This window comes from Actinokineospora cianjurensis (assembly GCF_003663795.1).
Lineage (GTDB): Bacteria > Actinomycetota > Actinomycetes > Mycobacteriales > Pseudonocardiaceae > Actinokineospora > Actinokineospora terrae.
On the sequence record NZ_RCDD01000001.1, the window covers coordinates 718,933 to 734,537 of the forward strand.

General features: G+C 70.1%; 17 protein-coding genes and 2 tRNA genes. 7 read left to right on the forward strand and 12 right to left on the reverse strand.

Translation table 11 applies throughout. The features are described 5' to 3' along the window. Nucleotides 1-2: 2 nt before the first annotated feature. Together CLV68_RS03345 and pknB are read left to right on the forward strand one after the other, a co-directional pair. Entirely contained in the window at nucleotides 3-1,451 is a 1,449-nt protein-coding gene (locus CLV68_RS03345; protein ID WP_121389114.1) for a protein kinase domain-containing protein, read from the forward strand. A gap of 77 nt (nucleotides 1,452-1,528) precedes the next feature. Next, nucleotides 1,529-3,517: a Stk1 family PASTA domain-containing Ser/Thr kinase gene (pknB, locus tag CLV68_RS03350; RefSeq protein ID WP_121389115.1), complete on the forward strand. Its 1,989-nt coding sequence runs from the start codon at nucleotides 1,529-1,531 to the stop codon at nucleotides 3,515-3,517. A 51-nt stretch (nucleotides 3,518-3,568) separates the two neighbouring features. On the opposite strand, the gene CLV68_RS03355 is transcribed toward pknB, so the two are convergent. Next, nucleotides 3,569-4,216, reverse strand: a complete 648-nt coding sequence (locus tag CLV68_RS03355) for an aminodeoxychorismate/anthranilate synthase component II (RefSeq protein ID WP_121389116.1) — start codon at nucleotides 4,214-4,216, stop codon at nucleotides 3,569-3,571. A gap of 155 nt (nucleotides 4,217-4,371) precedes the next feature. Here CLV68_RS03355 and CLV68_RS03360 point away from each other — a divergent pair, with 155 nt between their 5' ends. Further along, complete coding sequence (locus CLV68_RS03360) at nucleotides 4,372-5,169, forward strand: hypothetical protein (protein WP_147459867.1); 798 nt, start codon at nucleotides 4,372-4,374, stop codon at nucleotides 5,167-5,169. 36 nt (nucleotides 5,170-5,205) lie between these two features. Here CLV68_RS03360 and CLV68_RS33650 read toward each other — a convergent pair whose 3' ends face one another. Further along, on the reverse strand, nucleotides 5,206-5,361 hold the full coding sequence (locus tag CLV68_RS33650) for a hypothetical protein (protein ID WP_092787132.1): 156 nt from the start codon (nucleotides 5,359-5,361) through the stop codon (nucleotides 5,206-5,208). Continuing rightward, the gene (locus tag CLV68_RS03365) at nucleotides 5,361-6,239 is read right to left on the reverse strand and encodes a class E sortase (protein WP_246009650.1); all 879 of its coding nucleotides are present in this window, start codon (nucleotides 6,237-6,239) and stop codon (nucleotides 5,361-5,363) included. Before CLV68_RS03365 ends, CLV68_RS33650 begins: the two co-directional genes overlap by 1 nt. A gap of 149 nt (nucleotides 6,240-6,388) precedes the next feature. Between CLV68_RS03365 and crgA the strand changes: the two genes are divergently transcribed. Then, complete coding sequence (crgA, locus tag CLV68_RS03370; protein WP_092787136.1) at nucleotides 6,389-6,655, forward strand: cell division protein CrgA; 267 nt, start codon at nucleotides 6,389-6,391, stop codon at nucleotides 6,653-6,655. Nucleotides 6,656-6,789: 134 nt separating this feature from the next. Beyond that, nucleotides 6,790-7,218, forward strand: a complete 429-nt coding sequence (locus tag CLV68_RS03375; RefSeq protein ID WP_121389119.1) for a PH domain-containing protein — start codon at nucleotides 6,790-6,792, stop codon at nucleotides 7,216-7,218. Nucleotides 7,219-7,237: 19 nt separating this feature from the next. Here the strand turns inward: CLV68_RS03375 and CLV68_RS03380 are convergent, their stop codons facing one another. Beyond that, nucleotides 7,238-8,128, reverse strand: a complete 891-nt coding sequence (locus CLV68_RS03380) for a rhomboid family intramembrane serine protease (RefSeq protein ID WP_121389120.1) — start codon at nucleotides 8,126-8,128, stop codon at nucleotides 7,238-7,240. Then, entirely contained in the window at nucleotides 8,129-8,674 is a 546-nt protein-coding gene (locus tag CLV68_RS03385) for a peptidylprolyl isomerase (RefSeq protein ID WP_246009651.1), read from the reverse strand. A 97-nt stretch (nucleotides 8,675-8,771) separates the two neighbouring features. Here CLV68_RS03385 and CLV68_RS03390 point away from each other — a divergent pair, with 97 nt between their 5' ends. Further along, nucleotides 8,772-9,443, forward strand: a complete 672-nt coding sequence (locus CLV68_RS03390) for a hypothetical protein (RefSeq protein ID WP_121389122.1) — start codon at nucleotides 8,772-8,774, stop codon at nucleotides 9,441-9,443. Nucleotides 9,444-9,498: 55 nt separating this feature from the next. Here the strand turns inward: CLV68_RS03390 and CLV68_RS03395 are convergent, their stop codons facing one another. Next, on the reverse strand, nucleotides 9,499-10,044 hold the full coding sequence (locus CLV68_RS03395) for a DUF2020 domain-containing protein (RefSeq protein WP_121389123.1): 546 nt from the start codon (nucleotides 10,042-10,044) through the stop codon (nucleotides 9,499-9,501). 142 nt (nucleotides 10,045-10,186) lie between these two features. Between CLV68_RS03395 and CLV68_RS03400 the strand changes: the two genes are divergently transcribed. Next, nucleotides 10,187-10,615: a DoxX family protein gene (locus CLV68_RS03400; protein WP_121389124.1), complete on the forward strand. Its 429-nt coding sequence runs from the start codon at nucleotides 10,187-10,189 to the stop codon at nucleotides 10,613-10,615. Between the two features lie 85 nt (nucleotides 10,616-10,700). Here the strand turns inward: CLV68_RS03400 and CLV68_RS03405 are convergent, their stop codons facing one another. From CLV68_RS03405 to gyrA, 6 genes are all read right to left on the reverse strand, one after another. Next, nucleotides 10,701-11,132: an OsmC family peroxiredoxin gene (locus CLV68_RS03405; RefSeq protein ID WP_121389125.1), complete on the reverse strand. Its 432-nt coding sequence runs from the start codon at nucleotides 11,130-11,132 to the stop codon at nucleotides 10,701-10,703. Nucleotides 11,133-11,346: 214 nt separating this feature from the next. Continuing rightward, nucleotides 11,347-11,419 (reverse strand) — tRNA-Ala (locus CLV68_RS03410). A gap of 35 nt (nucleotides 11,420-11,454) precedes the next feature. Continuing rightward, the gene (locus tag CLV68_RS33655) at nucleotides 11,455-11,592 is read right to left on the reverse strand and encodes a DLW-39 family protein (protein ID WP_170224051.1); all 138 of its coding nucleotides are present in this window, start codon (nucleotides 11,590-11,592) and stop codon (nucleotides 11,455-11,457) included. A 344-nt stretch (nucleotides 11,593-11,936) separates the two neighbouring features. Beyond that, nucleotides 11,937-12,010: transfer RNA gene (locus CLV68_RS03415), tRNA-Ile, on the reverse strand. Between the two features lie 58 nt (nucleotides 12,011-12,068). Further along, nucleotides 12,069-12,899, reverse strand: coding sequence for a DUF3566 domain-containing protein (locus tag CLV68_RS03420; RefSeq protein ID WP_121389126.1), 831 nt, complete (start codon nucleotides 12,897-12,899; stop codon nucleotides 12,069-12,071). A gap of 38 nt (nucleotides 12,900-12,937) precedes the next feature. Beyond that, nucleotides 12,938-15,565: a DNA gyrase subunit A gene (gene gyrA / locus CLV68_RS03425; RefSeq protein ID WP_121389127.1), complete on the reverse strand. Its 2,628-nt coding sequence runs from the start codon at nucleotides 15,563-15,565 to the stop codon at nucleotides 12,938-12,940. Nucleotides 15,566-15,605: the final 40 nt, after the last annotated feature.

The following is a 15,605-nucleotide window of genomic DNA, read 5'->3' on the forward strand; positions in this document are numbered from 1 at the left end:
CCGTGTTCACCTCGGGCCAACTGCTCGCCGACCGCTACCGGCTCGCCCGCCGGATCGCGGTCGGCGGCATGGGCGAGGTGTGGGAGGCCGCCGACACCCGGCTCGACCGCAACGTCGCGGTCAAGGTGCTCAAGCCGGAGCTGTGCGGGGACGCCGAGTTCCTGCACCGCTTCCGCACCGAGGCGCGCACGACCGCGTCCATCAACCACCCCGGCATCGCCTCCGTGCACGACTACGGCGAGACCGCGTCCATCGTCGACGGCCCGCAGGACACCGCGTACCTGGTGATGGAACTGGTCGAGGGCGACCCGCTCGCGGCGATCCTGGCCAAGGAGGGCCGGATCGGCGCCGAGCGCACCCTCGACATCCTCGAACAGGCCGGGCACGCGCTCCAAGCCGCGCACGAACGCGGGTACGTGCACCGCGACGTGAAGCCGGGCAACATCCTGATCACCCCGACCGGCGTGGTGAAGCTGACCGACTTCGGCATCGCGAAGGCGGCCGACGCGGCACCGGTCACCCGCTCCGGCATGGTCATGGGCACCGCGCACTACATCGCCCCCGAGCAGGCGCTCGGGCACGAGGCCGAACCCGCCAGCGACGTGTACTCCCTCGCCGTGGTCGGCTACGAGTGCCTGACCGGGCGCAGGCCGTTCCTGTCGGAGAACGCGGTGACGGTCGCGATGATGCACATCCGCGACATCCCGCCGCCGCTGCCGCCGGACATCCCGCCCGGCGCGCGCGCGGTGATCGAGGCGACCCTGGTGAAGGACCCCCGGCAGCGGTACGGCAGCGGTGGCGAGTTCGCCGCCGCGGTGTCCGCCATCCGCGCGGGCCGCCCGTTGCCCGCGCCCGCCGGGTACGCCATGGCCGCCCAGCGGCACGGCCTGCGCACCCCACCGACCGGCACCCACCCCGGCCTGCACCCGGTGGTGCCACCGCCGGGACACCCGAACTCGACCGGTTTCGCGATGCGGCCACCCCCGCAGCGCTCCGGCCGGGGCGGCTTATGGGTGGCCATCGTGGTGCTGGCGATCGCGTTGATCGTCGCGCTGGCGATCGGCCTCCCCGCGATCTTCAGCTCGGACGGGCCCGAGGAACGGCCCGGCGAGCAGGCACCCCGCACCACCACCGCGGTCGTGCCCGACGACAGCGAGGAACCCGGCGGACCACCCGCGGGGCAGCAACCCACCTCGCGCACCCCGCGTCCCACCGAGGGCGAGGACGACGACACGGTCACCATCATCCCCACCCGGTACGCCAAGCGGCCCGCCGACGAGGTGGCCGCGGAGTTGACCAGGCTCGGCGCGTCACCCATGGTGCTCACCGAGGACGGGCTCGTGCCGCAGGACCCGACCGGCTGCCTGGTTGTCGAAGTCTCGCCAGTGGGCCGGGTCCCGCGCGGCGCGCCAGTCACAATCAGGTGCAGGCAGAACGGACCCGCGGGATGAGCGACGACCGGACGACGATGGTCGCCACAGCAGGCATGATGGGACAGGACATTGACTAGGAGCGGGGCAACGCACCGATGACCACACCGCGACTGCTCTCGAACCGCTACGAGATCGGTGAGACGATCGGTTACGGCGGCATGTCCGAGGTCCACCGCGGCCGCGACGTCCGGCTCAGCCGCGAGGTCGCGGTGAAGGTGCTCCGCCAGGACCTCGCCCGCGACCCGCAGTTCCAGGAGCGGTTCCGCCGCGAGGCGCAGAACGCCGCCGCGCTCAACCACCCGGCGATCGTGGCCGTGTACGACACCGGCGAGACCCGCATCGAGACCGGGCCGCTGCCCTACATCGTCATGGAGTACGTGGACGGGCGGACGCTGCGCGACATCGTCAAGTCCGAGGGACCGCTGCCCGGTCAGCGCGCCATGGAGATCATGGCCGACGTCTGCGCCGCGCTGGACTTCAGCCACCGGCACGGCATCGTGCACCGCGACGTCAAGCCCGCGAACGTGATGATCACCCGCTCCGGCGCGGTGAAGGTGATGGACTTCGGCATCGCCCGCGCGCTCGCCGACGGCCAGGTCGCGGTCACCCAGACCTCCGCGGTGATCGGCACCGCCCAGTACCTGTCCCCCGAGCAGGCCCGCGGCGAGACCGTGGACAACCGCTCGGACGTCTACGCCACCGGCTGCGTGCTCTTCGAGCTGCTCACCGGTGAGCCGCCGTTCACCGGTGACTCGCCGGTCGCCGTGGCCTACCAGCACGTGCGCGAGGACCCGCGGCCGCCGTCGGCGCTGAACCCGAGGGTCAGCCCGCAGCTGGACGCGATCGTGCTCAAGGCGATGTCCAAGGGCGCCGCGAACCGGTACCAGTCCGCGGCCGAGATGCGCACCGACATCGTGCGCGTGCTCTCCGGCCAGCGCCCCGCGGCACCGATGGTGATGACCGACGAGGACCGCACCGCGGTGCTGGGCCAGAACCGGCAGCCCGAGGTGCGCGGCCGCCACCGGCCCGAGGTGCTCTCGGACGACTACGACGATTACAACGCCTACGACGCCGAGGACGACCGCGCGCGCAAACGGCGCAAGACGTGGCTGATCGTGCTCGTCGCCCTCGTCGTCGCCGCACTGATCGCGCTGCTGTTCCTGTTGCTCAGCGGCAAGGACAAACCCGCGACCGCCGACTCGTTCGCGCTGCCCGACGTGCGCAAGCAGGTCGAGGCGCAGGCCAACGCGACCCTGGCCAACCAGGGCCTGCAGGTGGTCCGCGAGGCGGTCGCCTGCGAGCAGACCGCCGACGGCCAACCGGGTCCGTGCACCGCCGACGACATCGGCAAGGTCGTCGACACCGCACCGGCCGCGGGCGCCCAGGTGCGCAAGGGCGACCGGATCACGCTGAAGATCGGCACCGCGCCCGGCAAGGTCGCCGTGCCGGACGTGGCTGGCAAGACCCAGGACGAGGCCAAGAAGATCCTGCAGGACGCCAAGCTCGGGGTGGCCGCGGCCGTCGACGAGGTCGAGGTCGACGACGAGAAGCAGATCGGCAAGGTCGTCGAGACCAGCCCGCCGGTCGGCCAGCAGGTCAACCCCGGCACCCAGGTCAAGCTGGTGGTCGGCAAGGGCCCCGACACCGTCGAGGTGACCAACCTGGTCGGCCAGGACTACGACACGGCGTCGAAGAACCTCACCGCGGCGGGCTTCGTGCCGCAGCGCAAGGACGTGTCCTCGGACCGCCCGGCGGGCGAGGTCGTCGACCAGGCGCCCAAGGGCGGCAAGGCGCGCAAGGGCACCACGATCACCCTGAGCGTCTCCAAGGGCGACAAGGTCGACATCGAGATGCCCGACCTGGAGGGCAAGACCCGCGCCGAGGCCGAGGCCCTGCTGCGCCAGCGCGGCTGGTCCGGCCAGTTCAACGTGATCGACGAGCCGACCAACGACCCCGACCAGGTCGGCAAGATCGTCGACCAGCAGCAGCAGGCGGGCGACAAGATCGGCAAGGACACCACGATCGGGGTGCGGATCGGCAAGGCGCGCAACACGCCGACGATCCCGACCTTCCCGACCAGGTAGCCACACGGCAAAGGCCCCCACCGGCTCACCGGTGGGGGCCTTTGCCGTTTCCTAGCTGAGCGCCTTGGTCAGCTCGCGCATGCCACGCTCCAGTTCGTCGACCCGCGCCGGGGGCACCTCGAAGCCCGCGTCGGCGAGGAAGTTGGCCAGCATCCGGTGGCCGCCGTCGGTGAGCACCGACTCGGGGTGGAACTGCACGCCGTGCACCGGCAACTCCCGGTGCCGCATCGCCATCACGATGCCGCTCTCGGTCCGCCCGGTGACCTCGAAGTCGTCCGGGATGGTGTCCGGCACGATCGACAACGAGTGGTAGCGCGTCGCGGTGAACGGGTCCGGCAGGCCGCTGAGCACCCCACCCCCGTTGTGCCGCACCTGGCTCGTCTTCCCGTGCAACAACTCCGGCGCCTGCGCCACGGTCGCCCCCCACGCCACCGCGATCGCCTGGTGCCCCAGGCACACCCCCAACAGCGGCGTCCCCGCGTCGGCGCACCGCCGCACCACCTCGACACTGCGCCCCGCCCGCTCCGGCGTACTGGGCCCAGGACTCACCAGAACCGCGTCGAACCCGTCGAGCACATCGGCCCGCCCCAACTCCGCCGCGTCGTTGCGCCAGACCTCGCACTCAGCACCCAACTGCGCCAGGTACTGCACGAGGTTGTAGACGAAGCTGTCGTAGTTGTCGACCACGAGAACGCGCATGCGGGCCAACCTACCCGCCCGACCGCGCCCCCCGCGCCCGACATATCGACGGCCAGTGATCACCGCCGAGCCATCCGACTGAACTCCCCACCGCCGGGTACACGCGAACCCGCCCACGGCGATCACCCCAGTGGAACAACTCCCGAGGAGGAAGTGTGTTCAGAGCACTGGGAAGACGCAGAGCCGTCTTGCTGCTGGCGGTCGCAGCGCTCATCACCGCACCAGGACCCGCAACGGCGACAACAACCACCCAACCCCTACCCGACGGCACCTTCATCCGCGACGTCGGCGAGGGCAGCGTCTACCGCATCGCGGGCGGGGCACCCATCTACGTCTCGGCCTGGGCCGCCTTCGGCGGGCAGCAGCCGTACGTGGACATCAGCCACGCCCAACTGCTCACGCTCCCCGAGTACCCCACCGACGGAACCTTCATCCGAGGAACCGCCACCGGCTACGTCTACCGGATCGCGGGCGGCGCGCCCGTGTACGTATCGACCTGGACAGCCTTCGGCGGACCACAACCGACCACCGACGTGGACCAGGTGGCCATCCAGAACGCGGGTAGAGGTGGCAAGTGGAACCACATCCGTTACAACCCAGCCGACCAGACGTTCGTGCGCGGTACCGCTACCGGGCAGGTCTACACCTTCGCGGGCGGTGCACCGATCTACGTGTCGAACTGGGCGGCCGTGGGCGGTGAGCGGCCTGCGGTCAACGTCGACCAAGCCGCTCTGGACAACGCGGGCAGTGGGGGTCCGTACGACCACGTCCGCTACTACCCGGAACAGGGCACGCCGTTGGTCACCCTCGACAACCGGTACTGGACGGTCGGCGAGGGCGTCGCCCGCAGGATCGAGCCGGGAGACTTCAGCAGCACCCTGGTGGACCTGCTCGCCGTGCTCAACGCCGGGCAACCGGGGCAGTGGAGCCACCTGATCGGCCACGTCGCGTAGAGGAGGGTGGCGGTCCCCCTGGGGGCCGCCACCGACTCACTGGGTGGTGACCTGGTTGAACGGCAGCTTGGGCTCGACCCACGGGAAGACGACCAGCATCAGCAGGGCGATCACACCGGCGACCAGGACGACGGCGGTCAGCACCCGGACGGCGGTGGGGCCGGGGAGGTGCCGCCAGATCCACCCGTACATCAGCTGGTCTCCTTCAACTCGGGTGGCGTCTCGCCGGGCTTGGTCGGGTCCTTCGCCCACTGCTTGACCAGGACGGCGTGGACGATGAGGCGTTGGCGGTCGGAGAAGCGGGGGTGGCAGGTCGTCAGGGTCATCAGGGTGGCGCGTTCGCCGACGCTGGGGGCGCCGCCCGCCTGGCCGGGGATGGGGGCGATGACGGTGCCCTGGCTGGGGTTGACGATCTGCTGGCCGACCAGGCCGGTGTACGGGCCGCCGAGGGGGGCCACGCCCTGGCAGCGCGGGTCGGTGCCCTTGCCCGCCGCCCAGCCGTCGACCTCGTCCTTCTTGGGCAGCATGCGGTAGACGAACCAGTTGAACCTGGTCTCGACCACGATCGCGTCGCAGGAGCCCAGCAGGTCGATGTCGTTGAACGGGGCGCCCTTGCCGACCCGGTGCCCGGCGACGGCGAAGTTGCCCGGCTCGCCCGGGTACGCGGTGCCCTTGTAGTGGCCGGGCCCGATCTCCAGGGAGCGCTCGGTGGTGCCCTCGATGACGGTGAACGCGTAGTCGGCGCCGAAGGAGGGGATGTGCATCTTGGCGAACCCGGCGCCCTCACCGAGGCCGTCGAAGCGCTCGACCCGCTGCTGCTCCGGTGCCGCAGGGGCCTCGTCGTTCCACTCGGTGTCCAGCTGCGAGGTCGCCTCACGCTGCTTACCTGCGGAAACGATGTCGGTCACGTAGACCTCGTAGACCACGAACAGCAGCACGACCAGCCCGGCGGTGATCAGCAACTCGCCGATCCCGCGGACCGCGGAGCGCACCCGGTCCGGCCGCGCGGGCGGCTCGTCGGGGCTGTCGAGGTCGCCGGCAGGCGGGCCACCGGTGTCGAGCGTTGTCACGCGAGGCTCCTTCCGGCCTGCGGATCCGAACATCGTTGGCGACTGGTGATTCGCCGACCTGCTCAGCTACGTTAACGTGTTGCACCGGCGGGAGTCGTCCCAACACGAGCACGCCCGCACCCGACCGCACCACGTCAGGCGAGGACAGCATGCCGAAGTCCAAGGTCCGCAAGAAGGCCGCGTACACCCCACCGGCCGACCGTCGCACGCCTGTGAAGGTGAAGCAGGCTGGGCCGTCACACCCGATCTACATCGCCGTGATGCTCGGCATCATGGTGCTGGGCCTCGCCTGGCTGGTCGTGAACTACATCGCAGGCGAGAAGATCCCATTCATGACCGACCTCGGCAACTGGAACTTCGCCATCGGGTTCGCCCTGATGATCTCCGGTTTGCTGATGACCATGCGGTGGCGCTGAGCCGACGCACGGCGGTCACGGGTCCCCCGCCCGGCTATCACCACGCTGGGCGACGGGGACTGCTCCATTCAGCGGACAGTCACTGAACCACACGGATGTAAGTAGTCCCCAATGTGGATAACTACTGTGGATGAATGCCCGTGACACCTGAGGACAGGTCGGCGCAGTGGGCTCCCGAGCCCAAGGTGGTGGCCGTCGGCTGGCTGCTGGCGGCTGCTTCCGCGCTGGTCGCCGCCCTGGTCGACGACCCGAGGGGTGCGCTGCTGCTCATCGCGGCAGCGGGACTGCTCGGGGTCTTCGCGCTGCTCGCAACCCTGCGCAGGCCCCGGCTGACCGCGGACGCCCGGGGTATCACCCTCCGGGGGGTACGCGGCAGCAAGCAGTGGAGCTGGGGCGAGGTGAACGTGCGCCTGGTGCACACCCGCAGGCTCGGCCGCGAGTCCAGCGCCGTCGAACTCGACGCGGACAACGCGGCCGAACCGGACCTGGTCCTGCTCGGCCGCCTCGACCTCGGTGCCGACCCGCAGGACGTGGTCGAGCACCTGCTGCGCCTGCGCACCTGAGTCCCGGGCGCCCGCGCGGCTAGACCGGGTAGAGCCAGTCCAGGATCTGCGCCGTGCGGACGGCGTAGAGCCCGATGAGCGCCGCGGTCACCAGGACCACGGTGCTGACCTGCCACGTCCGCCGCTGCTGCGGGGGCGCGTAGATCATCCCGAAGGTCACCGCCGCGCCGACGGCGAGACCGCCGAGGTGCGCGAGCAGCGACACGCCCGGGACGGTCACGCTGATCGCCAGGTTCACCGCGAGCACGCCGAACACGTTCATCAGCGCGTGCTTGTCCTGCTTGAGCCGCAGCACCGCCACGATCAAGCCGCCCAGCAGGCCGTAGATGGCCCCGGACGCGCCAGCGCCCTCGACCCGCAGGTCACCGAAGACGTACGGCGCCGCGCTGCCGCCGAGCAGCGACAGCAGGTAGACGATCGCGAACCGGCCGCGGCCCAGCAGCAGTTCCATGTCCCGCAGGAACCACAACGCGACCATGTTGACCGCGAGGTGGATGGGCCCGAAGTGCAGGAAACCGCTGGTCAGCACCCGCCACCACTCGCCGTCGGCGACCAGCGGGGGGAACTCGGACAGCTCGTGGAACAACGTGGAGCTGTCGTTGTTGATGGGGTCCTTCGCCACCAGCGCGGTGATCACGAAGACCACGACGTTGATCGCGATCAGAGCGGGGACCAGCACCGGCTTGCTCTCCAGCCGGGCACCGGCCACCGTCGTCGGCTGCAACCGGACCTGACGTCCGGCGTTCACACAGTCGACGCAGTGGAAGCCGACCGATGCCTCGACGAGGCACTCGGGACAGGCGGGCCGACCACAGCGCGTGCAGCTCAACCCGGTGAGCCGGTCGGGGTGGCGGACGCAGGCGGGCAGGCCCGCCTGCGTCCCCGGGTCGGACTGGTGTGGTGGGGTCACCTAGCGCTCGATGGTGACCTTGGTGATCACGACGTCGGTGACCGGCTTGTCACCGGGGTTGGTCGCGGTGTTGCCGATCGCGTCCACCACGGTGCGCGACTCCTGGTCGGCCACCTCACCGAAGATCGTGTGCTTGAAGTTGAGCCAGGTGGTCGGGGCCACCGTGATGAAGAACTGGGACCCGTTGGTGTTGGCGCCCGCGTTGGCCATGGCCAGCAGGTAGGGCCGGTTGAACTGCAGTTCCGGGTGGAACTCGTCGGCGAACTCGTAACCGGGGCCGCCGCGGCCGGTGCCGGTCGGGTCGCCGCCCTGCAGCATGAAACCTTCGATGACGCGGTGGAAGATCGAGCCGTCGTAGAACGGGCCCGACTTCCCGCCACTGGCGTTCTCCTTGCCGTACTCCTTGGAGCCCTCGGCGAGCCCGACGAAGTTCGCGACCGTCTTGGGCGCGTGGTCCGGGAACAGATCGATGCGGATGTCACCCTGCGACGTGTGCAGGGTGGCGGTCACCTTGGTCCCGACGAGGGATGCGTTGCTGTCTGCCACCGCCCCATCGTGCCATCTTCGGCGAGATCCGCTCGGAAGGGGCAGGATTGACGGGGTCAGGAAAGGTCCCTGAGCACACGATGGACGAGGTGAAGCCATGACCCGGGCCGGAGAGACGGTGGGCAAGGCCGTCGGCACCGGCTGGCGCGCGGTCCGCGAAGGTGCGGTTCGCGCCTCAGCAGCCGGGGCGGAGGCGGCGCACGCAGCCGAGCAGAAGCTCGCCGCCAAGGGCGTCGCCCCCCAGCAGGTCGCCGAGGCACTGGCCGAGACGGCGCAGGTGGCCAGGGAAGAGGTCATCCAGACCACCCGCCGCACCCGCAAGCGCCTGGCCAAGACGGCCCAGCAGGCCCGCAAGGACCTGGCCAAGGCGGCGAAGCAGGCCCGCAAGGACGCGCTGAAGCACCCGGCGACCAAGCGGGCGAGCAAGGCGACCGGGCCGGTGCGGGCCCAGGTCAAGCAGCTGAAGAAGGACCTCAAGCCGCAGGTCAAGCACTACCGCAAGGAACTGGAGACGCAACTGCGCGCGGCCAGGTCGGCGGCGAAGCAGGCGGCCAAGGACCCGTCGGCCAAGCGCCGCAGGTGGCCGTGGCTGCTGGCGATCCTGGGCATCGGTGCCGGTGCCGCCGTCGTCCTGCGCGGCAAGTCGACGCAGGCCCCGGCCGAGCCCCAGCCGCAACGCCCGAAGCCGCCGGTCAGCGAGACCCCGACCGGTGGGGCCGAGCGCAACGGCCAGGCCAAGCCGAACCAGCCGATCAGCTCCGAGAAGTAGCTCCGCACCGAGGCGGCCGACCTGCGGGGGTCGGCCGCTTCGCCATGCCCCGGGGTCAGAGGCCGAGGTTGGTGATGACGGTCTCGGTGATCCGGCGGGCCTTGATGGTCTGCTCCTGGTTGGTGCTGACCACGACCGCCGTGCCCGCCTTCGCGACGGCGTAGACCGCGCCCTTGTCGCTGGACAGCGAACCGCCGGTCCAGCCCGCCGGGGACGACGCGGGGTTGGACGAGGCGATGGGGGCGGCCTCGTCGACCACCAGCTTCGCGATGGCCGGTTCGCCGGTGTAGACGCGGACGGTGAGCTGCACGCTCCCGTCCGGGCGGTAGTAGAAGCACGCCGGGTGGGGCTTGTCCCCGGACGTGCGCACCTTGGTCACGTGCTGCCCGTTGGCGTCGGCGACCACCGAGCTCTCCAGGTACGGGCACGGTCCGTCGGCGACCGGCTCGGGGGCCGGTGGGGCGGCGGTCGCGGCCCTGGAGGTCGACTGGGTCGGTGCGGCGACGGCGGTGGTGGACCGCGGCTGGTCGGCTGGCGGCTCGGTGCTGGTGCACGCCGCGAGCGCGAGCAGGGGCGCGGCGAGGATCACGGCTCTTCTCATGGCCGGGCAAGTCAACCAGATGGCGCCAAGTGTGGTCCCGGCCACTCATTGAACCGGATGACGGTCAGGGGCATTACAGACAGTGTGGCCTCGGCCACGGATGGATGACCCCCTGTTGTTCCGAAATGAAAGAGAGCCAGGCATGGACCTGTTCGACAGAACAAGGGACCACGTACTAGCCCTGTTCCGGATCGTCATCGGCTTCCTGTTCGCCCTGCACGGCGCGGCAACCCTGTTCGACGTGCTCGGCGGCCCCTCCTCCGGCAAGGTCCCCGCGTTCGCCCAGTGGCCGAGCTGGTGGGCCGCGGTGATCGAGCTCGTCGGCGGCGGACTGGTGGCGTTGGGCCTCGGCACCCGGTGGGCCGCGCTGCTGTGCTCCGGCACCATGGCGTACGCGTACTTCGTCGTGCACCAGAAGGTCGGGCTGTTCCCGATGGAGAACGGCGGCGAGAGCGCGGCGCTGTTCTCCTGGTCGTTCCTGCTGATCGCGGTCTTCGGCCCCGGCAAGTGGGCCGTCGACCAGGTGATCGGGCGTTCCCGCCAGGCCGAACCCGCGGGCGTCGCGGGCTGACAACGCGGTGGTGCGTCCCCCGGTCCGGACACCGGGGCCGACGCCGAGCGGGGCGGGGGACCACGTGTCCCCCGCCCCGCGCCCGTCAGCTCAACGCCGCGTCGAGGGTGATCTCGGTCCCGGTCAGCGCGGCCGACACCGGGCAGATCCGCTTCGCGGTCTCGGCGATCTCCCCGAACTTCTCCCCGTCGAGCCCCGGCACGCTCGCCCTCGCGGTCAACGCGATCCCCAGGATCGCGAACCCGTCGCCCTTCTTCCCGAAGCTCACCACCGCACTCGTCTCGATCCGCTCCGGCGGCGTCCCGTTGGCCCCCAACAACCCGGACAGCTGCATCGAGTAGCACGACGAGTGCGCCGCCGCGATCAACTCCTCCGGACTCGTCTGCCCGTTGGCCTCCTGCGCCCGCGACGGGAACGACACCGTGAACGCCGCCGCCTTCGACGTGTCCAGGCTGACCTCCCCAGCCCCCCGAGCCAAATCCCCACTCCACACCGTCGTAGCCGCGCGCTCAGTCATTCCCCAACTCCCAAGTCCGTAGGTACGCCCCATGCTCGCCCCTACCCCCCAAAGCCGCTACGCAAGCCCCCGACCCACCGCACCCACACTCCAACCCCCGCACGCATCCCCACCCCCGCAACCCCCGCACCGTGGGGGTCTGGGGGTCGCCCCCCAGATATGACAACGGGCGACCAGGTCTGCGCACTCCGCAGACACAAGTCGCCCGAACCCGTGGAGACGAGGGGAATCGAACCCCTAACCCCCGCCTTGCAAAGGCGGTGCTCTGCCAATTGAGCTACGTCCCCGAGTCGGCACGGCGGTGGGCCGTGCCGAGAAGGTCTTAAGCCTTCTTCGCACCGTTGTTGGCGGGTGCGGTGGCCTCACGCCACAGCGCTGCCTCGGCCTTGGCCGAGCTCTTGCGCTTGATGACCAGGAGGACACCACCAGCGACCGCGGCGACCGCGAGGAGCTTCTTCACGACGTATGCCTCCTTAAGGCACCAGAACCCACTTAGCGCCAGCCCACTCTCCCCAGGACCAGCCCCACCAGTCTGCCACACCCCCCACCCGCGCCCCCCAGCCCTCCCACACTCACCCCTCGCACCCCGACCGCGAGAAGGCGAAGCCTCGAGCTGGTCCCCCCAGTGCCTCCGTTGGCCCCGCGCTCGCCCTCGCGCTCCCGCCAACTCCACCCACCACGCAAGCTGCACGGGCTCCACCCACCGCAACCACCGCACCGTGGGGGTCTGGGGGGTCGCCCCCCAGAAATGACGACGGACGACCCGGTCTGCTCTCTCTGCAGACACAAGTCGCCCGAGTCCGGTGGGCCTAGGAGGACTTGAACCTCCGACCTCTTCATTATCAGTGAAGCGCTCTAACCGCCTGAGCTATAGGCCCCTGTGGGAACGCCAGAAGGTTACAGCACGGTCCTTCGGCGCCCCAAATCGGTATCCCCTCACTCACGCTCGGCGAGGGTGACCTCGAGTCCGCCCGCGAGGTCGGCGGAGACGTTGTAGACGAACGCCCCCACCGTCGCCAGGGCGCTGAACAGCACGATGTTGATCGCGCCGATGATGGCGGCGATGCCGAAGACGCGGCCCGCGCTGATCAGCGGGCCGGTGTTGCCGCCGCCGTTGGTGTTGAGGAGGTCGTTGGAGATGCCGTTGACCTTGTCCCAGACACCCATGCCGTCGAGGGCGGCGTAGAGGGCGCCGACGGCGACGAGCCAGACGAAGAACAGGGAGACGCCGAGTACCAGGGACAGCTTGAGCACCGACCACGGGTCGAAGCGCTTGATCTGCAGGTTGGCGCGGCGGGGGCCGCGGCCGGGGCGGCGCAGGGCGCTGGGGGGTGTGCTGCCGGTGCCCGCCGTGCCCGCGCCTGCGGGGCGGGCGGCGCCGCCTTCGAGGTTGACGGAGGTGCGGGGCGGGGTGGGGTCGCTGAACAGGCGCGGGACCGCGGCGCCGGTGACGACGGGGCGCTGCACCGAGATGGTGGCCTCGTCGGCGGGCTGGAACGTCGGGGTGTGGCCGTTGCCGGGGTGCGGCAGGGCCTGAGTGACGTCCGGGTCCTGGTCCTGGGTGGGGAAGCCGGGCGCCGGGGCGTCCGGCTCACCTTCCTGGGTGAGCCGGGCCCACGGCGGTGGCGTGGTCTCGTTGTCCTCGACCGCGCCACCGCCTTCCGCGGTCTCGGGCGCCTCGGCGGGCGTGACCTTGCTCGTCGCGATGACCGAAGTCCGCTCCGGTTCTTCTTGTCCGGCGGTGTCCGGCTTCTCGGGCTGTGTCACGAGCGGCTTCCCCTAGGTCTCGCGCGTCTTATTCGTCTTTACTCGGTCGGCTCTGCGCCGTCGGTCGACTCCCCGTCGACCGGTTCGACCACCGCGTCGGTGTCGGTGTCGGCGTCATCGGTGTCGATGCCGTCGACCTCGGCCGCGTCGACAACCTCGCCGTCGACGACCACACCGTCCACCGGCACGTCACCGTCACCGTCCTCGGCGGCCACCTCGGCGCTGCGGGCGATGGCGACCAGCGTGGTCCCCTCGCCCAGGTTCATCAAGCGGACGCCCTTGGTCTGGCGGCCCGCCTTGCGCACCTCCTTGGCGGTGGTGCGGATGACCCCGCCGGAGGAGGTGATCGCGTAGAGCTGGTCCTCCAGCTCCACGATGACCGCCCCCACCAGCCTGCCACGCCTGCTGTCGTGCTGGATGGTGAGCACGCCCTTGCCGCCGCGGCCCTGCACCGAGTAGTCCTCGATCGGGGTGCGCTTGGCGTACCCACCGTCGGTGGCCACCAAAACGAACGTGCCCTCCTTCACCACACCGATGGTGAGCAGCTCGTCACCGGCGTTGAAGCGCATACCCTGCACCCCGGAGGTGGCGCGGCCCATCGGCCGCAGCGCCTCGTCGCTGGCGTGGAAGCGGATGGACTGGCCGCCCGCGGACACCAGCAGCAGGTCGTCGTCGGCCGAGCACAGCACCGCGCCGACCAGTTCGTCGTCCTCACGCAGGTTGATACCGATGAGACCGCCCGCGCGGTTGCTGTCGAAGTCGACCAGCTTGGACTTCTTCACCAGCCCGTCGCGGGTGGCGAGCACCAGGTACGGGGCCGCGGTGTAGTCCTTGATCTGGATGACCTGCGCGATCGCCTCGTCCGGCTGGAACGCCAGCAGGTTCGCCACGTGCTGGCCGCGGGCGGCGCGGTTGGCCTCGGGCAGCTCGTACGCCTTGGCCCGGTAGACGCGGCCCTTGTTGGTGAAGAACAGGATCCAGTCGTGGGTGGAGCACACGAAGAAGTGCGCCACGATGTCGTCCTGCTTGAGCGTCGCGCCCTGCACGCCCTTGCCGCCGCGCTTCTGCGCCCGGTACAGGTCGGTCTTGGTGCGCTTGGCGTAGCCGGTCCTGGTGATCGTGACGACCACGTCCTCGACCGCGATGAGGTCCTCGACCGAGACCTCGCCGTCGAACGGGATGATCCTGGTGCGCCGCTCGTCGCCGTGCTTGTCGACGATCTCCATCAGCTCGTCGCGGATGATCCCGCGCTGCAGCTCCTCGCTGGCGAGGATCTCCTCGAGCTCACCGATGTAGCGCTCGATCTCGCCGAGCTCGTCGATGATCCGCTGCCGCTCCAGCGCGGCGAGGCGGCGCAGCTGCAGCTCCAGGATCGCGGTCGCCTGGATCTCGTCGACCTCGAGCAGCTCGATCAGCCCGCTCTTGGCCTCGTCGGCCGAGGGCGAGCGGCGGATCAGCGCGATGACCTCGTCGAGCATGTCCAGCGCCTTGGCGTACCCGCGCAGGATGTGCGCGCGCTCCTGGGCCTTGCGCAGCCGGTAGCGGGTGCGCCGGACGATGACCTCGAGCTGGTGGCGCACGTAGTGCCGGATGATCTGGTCGAGCCGCAGCGTCCTGGGGACCTGGTCGACCAAGGCGAGCATGTTGACGCCGAAGTTGTGCTGCAGCTGGGTGTGCTTGTAGAGGTTGTTCAGCACCACCTTCGCCACCGCGTCGCGCTTGAGCCCGATGACGATCCGCATGCCAGAGCGCGAGTTCGACTCGTCGGCGATCTCGGAGATCCCGGTGAGCTTCCCGTCGCGCACCAGCTGCGCCATGTTCTCGATCAGGTTGTCCGGGTTCACCTGGTACGGCAGCTCGGTGACCACGAGGATGGTGCGCCCCTTGGCGTCCTCCTCGACCTCGACCACCGACCGCATCCGCACCGAACCGCGACCCGTGCGGTACGCGTCCTCGATCCCTTGCGTACCAAGGATGAGCGCCTTGGTCGGGAAGTCCGGCCCCTTGATCCTCAGCAGCAGCGCGGCGAGCAGCTCGTCGTCGTTCGCCTCGGGGTTGTCCAACGCCCACACGACACCGTCGGCCACCTCGCGCAGGTTGTGCGGCGGGATGTTCGTCGCCATACCGACGGCGATACCGCTACCACCGTTGACGAGCAGGTTCGGAATCCGCGACGGCAGGACCTTCGGCTCTTCGGTCTTGCCGTCGTAGTTCGGCACGAAGTCAACGGTGTCTTCACCGATGTCCCGCAACATCTCCATGGCCAACGGCGTGAGCCGCGACTCGGTATATCTCATCGCGGCTGCCGGATCGTTGCCCGGGGAACCGAAGTTGCCCTGGCCGTCGACCAGCGGGTAGCGCATGGACCACGGCTGGGCCAGGCGGACGAGGGTGTCGTAGATGGAGGAGTCGCCGTGGGGGTGGTAGTTGCCCATGACGTCGCCGACGACGCGGGAGCACTTGACGTAGCTGCGGTCGGGGCGCAGGCCGGTGTCGAACATCGAGTAGAGCACGCGCCGGTGGACCGGCTTGAGGCCGTCGCGCACGTCCGGGAGGGCGCGGCTGACGATGACGCTCATCGCGTAATCGATGTAGGAGCTCTGCATCTCCTGCTGGATGTCGCGCGGCTCGATGCGGTCGCCGGGCGGCGGCAGGGTCTCGGTCACGACCGGACGTTCCTTTCAACGCGGGTGGGTGTGCGGCGCG

What these genes read in the sequence shown, in the direction of transcription:
- pknB (WP_121389115.1), top strand. Translation starts at nt 1,529, where the DNA reads ATGACCACACCGCGACTGCTCTCGAACCGCTACGAGATCGGTGAGACG.
- CLV68_RS03355 (WP_121389116.1), bottom strand. Translation starts at nt 4,216, where the DNA reads ATGCGCGTTCTCGTGGTCGACAACTACGACAGCTTCGTCTACAACCTC.
- CLV68_RS33650 (WP_092787132.1), bottom strand. Translation starts at nt 5,361, where the DNA reads ATGTACGGGTGGATCTGGCGGCACCTCCCCGGCCCCACCGCCGTCCGG.
- crgA (WP_092787136.1), top strand. Translation starts at nt 6,389, where the DNA reads ATGCCGAAGTCCAAGGTCCGCAAGAAGGCCGCGTACACCCCACCGGCC.
- CLV68_RS03375 (WP_121389119.1), top strand. Translation starts at nt 6,790, where the DNA reads ATGCCCGTGACACCTGAGGACAGGTCGGCGCAGTGGGCTCCCGAGCCC.
- CLV68_RS03390 (WP_121389122.1), top strand. Translation starts at nt 8,772, where the DNA reads ATGACCCGGGCCGGAGAGACGGTGGGCAAGGCCGTCGGCACCGGCTGG.
- CLV68_RS03395 (WP_121389123.1), bottom strand. Translation starts at nt 10,044, where the DNA reads ATGAGAAGAGCCGTGATCCTCGCCGCGCCCCTGCTCGCGCTCGCGGCG.
- CLV68_RS03400 (WP_121389124.1), top strand. Translation starts at nt 10,187, where the DNA reads ATGGACCTGTTCGACAGAACAAGGGACCACGTACTAGCCCTGTTCCGG.
- CLV68_RS03405 (WP_121389125.1), bottom strand. Translation starts at nt 11,132, where the DNA reads ATGACTGAGCGCGCGGCTACGACGGTGTGGAGTGGGGATTTGGCTCGG.